Source organism: Henriciella sp. (assembly GCF_049649345.1).
Lineage (GTDB): Bacteria > Pseudomonadota > Alphaproteobacteria > Caulobacterales > Hyphomonadaceae > Henriciella.
Window position 1 is genome coordinate 1 of sequence record NZ_JBARZC010000205.1, and the last position, 2,957, is coordinate 2,957.

The window sequence follows — 2,957 nt, forward strand, 5'->3', positions numbered from 1 at the left end:
GGCTAGAAGACCCCGCACTTCCCCTCGGTGCGGGGTCTTTTTTATGTGAGAAAATATAGATCAGAGGTTGATCTCTGTGGCTGGAAAAGCACATCTTTTTCCAGCCACCATTCTGCCAGAATTCAGCAAGAAATCGGCAGGAATTCGAGCCGATACCGTCTCCATTCGCGCACCTGAATCTGCGCGTTTTACAGGAGACCAATATGACCAGAATAATTGCTGTTACAGCGCTTCTTGCGCTTTCCGCTTCGCCGGCCATGGCCGAAGGCTGGTATGCCGATGCCGGCTATCAGTTTGTCGCTGTCGATGAAGACGGTGTCGACGCCGATCTCGGCGTGATCAACGGCCATCTCGGCTACAACTTCAACGAGTATTTCTCGGTTGAGGGCGAAGCCGGTGTCGGCGTCCAGGATGAGACGTTCACCGTGCTTGGCACCGATGTCGATGTGTCGATCAACCATATCGTCGGCGCCTATCTGCGCGGCGAAATGCCGGTTAGCGATCGCGTAACCCTGTTTGCCCGCGCAGGCGCGGTCAATACGGAGCTGAAAGTAGAGGCTGGTGGTTTTTCTGATTCCGGCAGCGATACAGGCATCGGCTATGGCGCCGGCGGCGAATTCATGGTCGGCCCCGAATTCGGCTTTCGCGGCGAATATACACGCTATGACATCGAAGACCTTGAGGCAGACGCGTTCAGCATCGCCGCTGTCTGGAAGTTCTAGTCAGCCGAAAGCCTTCTCGCGAAGGGGATAAGCGATCCGGCCGGGGCAGTGCCTCGGCCGGATTTTTTCATGGTCGGAGGATAGAAAAGCCTAGCGCTTCGCGATGATCCAGATCGCGTGGATCAGGCCTGGAATATAGCCAAGCAGGGTCAGCAGGATGTTGAGCCAGAATTGCGCGCCAATACCGACCTGGAGGAATACGCCGAGCGGCGGGATAAGAACGGACAGGATAATGCGGATAAGATCCATAGGGGAGGTGTCTCCTTAAAGACACCCAACGCGCCCCGTCTGCTGCATGTTCCGCCGGTCAGCGCTCGCGTGTCGCCCATTCGTTCAGGATATGGTGCGCCACAGCAAAGCGCATGGGCGCGAAGATGTCCGGATGCTCCCCGGCCAGAACCCGCCGCGCCTCGTCCCGCGTGATCCACATCGCCTGTTCCAGCTCGTCCTCGTCGATGGTGATGTCCTCATTCTCGGCCGGCAGGATCAGCCCGATCATCAGAGACGACGCGAAGGGCCAGGGCTGGCAGAAGAGGTATTCCGCCTTGGACGCATCGCAGCGAATGCCGGCTTCCTCATGCAGTTCGCGCGCTGCGCCCTGTTCGAGCGTCTCGCCCGGCTCGATGAAGCCGGCAAGGCAGCTCCACATCCCCTTCGGCCACATGCGCTGGCGCCCGAGCAGACATTTGTCGCCGGACACGGCCAGCATGATCGCGACCGGGTCGGTCCGCGGGAAATGCTGCGCCTTGCACTCGGGGCAGTCGCGCTTCCAGCCGGCCTCGGAGCGCACACTCTCCGCCCCGCATCTGGCGCAGAAGCGGTTCGAGCGGTGCCAATCGAAGAGGGACCGCGCGGTCGAGGCCAGATTGGCGTCCATCTCGGGCAGGCGCGCGAGGCATTGGCGAAAGTCTGTGAACTCCCCCGTGCCGGCAATCAGCGACGCCTCGACATCGAAATCGCCCGGCATCTCGACCGCGAAGACCGGCGTGCCGGCCTTGTCGAGGCCGAGGAAAAGCGGCTCCGCGTCAGGGGCAAGTTTCGCCGCCTCCGGCCCGAGCCAGACGAGGCCCCCCGCCGCCGTCACAAGCGGCAGGCCGCCCTGCATCAACAGGACCAGCGCATCCTCGCGCTTATACGCCGCCTCAAGCCAGGCCGGGTCGGCGCGGTGATGGCCGGCCCGGTCGATCGGGCGCGAGCCGAGCGGGATGAGGTGCGAATTTGTGGTGATGGTCGTCATGCGCCCCTACCTAGCAGCATCCACCCCCTTGTCACCCCGCTTTCAAAACGCGATATGGAGATCAGGAGGCTGGCGGTGGACGAAGTCCTCGCCAACCGGGTCAGGTCGGGAACGAAGCAGCCCTAACGAGTTTCGCTTCGGGTCACTGTCCAGTCTCCGCTTTCTCTCCCCGCAAATTCGATCTAGCCTCAGCCTATGCTGACACGATCCCTCGCCCTCATAGTCGCCACGCTTGCCGCCCTGCCACTCGGCGCTGAGGCCTGTTCCTGCATGGTCTATGACACGGCCGAGGAGAAACTCGCCGAGACCGAGATCGCCTTTATTGGTGTGCCGGAAGACATGACGCGCGCGCCAGCTGCGGGCGAGGTGGATGACGGCTTTGCCGACAATGACCGGTACCAGACGCGCTTCACCGTGCTGCGCAGCTATCGCGGCCCGGACGCGCCGGTGCTCGACGTCTCTCACCTTCTCTGATCAGCCGCCTGCGGCACCCGGTTCCAGCTCCGCCACCCCCAGCTCATCTTCGCCTACATGGCTGAAGACGGAACCCTCACAACCGATGCCTGTACCCTCATCACCTATACAAGGGATGAGAAAAGCGTCTTCGACGCGCTCGAGGCGGGGTATGAGGGGAAGTGGTGGTGGTGAAAGGGCAAACACGAGCTCAATTCAATCTTGGCATCATAATTGCGTCCGTGTGGATAACTTGGAATTAATTTCCTGAGATGGAGGACGCCATGGCGCTACCCAGTCAGTATTTGACGTCGCAAAAAAATCTTGCGGCAGTTTTCGAGGCAATTCGCCAAGCGAAAGCTCCGGAAAAGTTCACTGTGAAGTTCTTAGAAGGGCTTGGTTTCAAGTCAAACTCTGACCGTTTAATAATAGGGATGTTGAAGGGGCTAGGATTTCTCGATGATTCTGGCCGTCCAACCGAAAGGTACTTCGAATTTTTAGACGACACGCGTTGGGAGCAAGTTCTCGCTGAGGCTGTCGAAGAA

Annotated in this window: 5 protein-coding genes and 1 other RNA gene; 4 read left to right on the plus strand and 2 right to left on the minus strand. The window is 60.0% G+C overall.

The annotated features are described in order from the left end of the window. The first annotated feature begins 203 nt into the window (after positions 1 to 203). Positions 204 to 722, plus strand: coding sequence for a porin family protein (locus WA989_RS05065; RefSeq protein ID WP_424339418.1), 519 nt, complete (start codon positions 204 to 206; stop codon positions 720 to 722). A 90-nt stretch (positions 723 to 812) separates the two neighbouring features. On the opposite strand, the gene WA989_RS05070 is transcribed toward WA989_RS05065, so the two are convergent. Together WA989_RS05070 and nudC are read right to left on the minus strand one after the other, a co-directional pair. Next, positions 813 to 971 (minus strand): YqaE/Pmp3 family membrane protein, encoded by a 159-nt coding sequence (locus tag WA989_RS05070; RefSeq protein WP_424339419.1) that lies wholly within the window; start codon positions 969 to 971, stop codon positions 813 to 815. Positions 972 to 1,029: 58 nt separating this feature from the next. Beyond that, positions 1,030 to 1,959, minus strand: a complete 930-nt coding sequence (nudC, locus tag WA989_RS05075) for an NAD(+) diphosphatase (RefSeq protein ID WP_424339420.1) — start codon at positions 1,957 to 1,959, stop codon at positions 1,030 to 1,032. Positions 1,960 to 2,023: 64 nt separating this feature from the next. Between nudC and ffs the strand changes: the two genes are divergently transcribed. From ffs to WA989_RS05090, 3 genes are all read left to right on the plus strand, one after another. After that, an RNA gene (ffs, locus tag WA989_RS05080) (signal recognition particle sRNA small type) lies at positions 2,024 to 2,120 on the plus strand. Positions 2,121 to 2,154: 34 nt separating this feature from the next. Further along, entirely contained in the window at positions 2,155 to 2,433 is a 279-nt protein-coding gene (locus WA989_RS05085; protein WP_424339421.1) for a hypothetical protein, read from the plus strand. Positions 2,434 to 2,696: 263 nt separating this feature from the next. Then, positions 2,697 to 2,957, plus strand: a 261-nt coding sequence (locus tag WA989_RS05090; RefSeq protein ID WP_424339422.1) for a DUF5343 domain-containing protein, incomplete at its 3' end; no start/stop codon positions are given.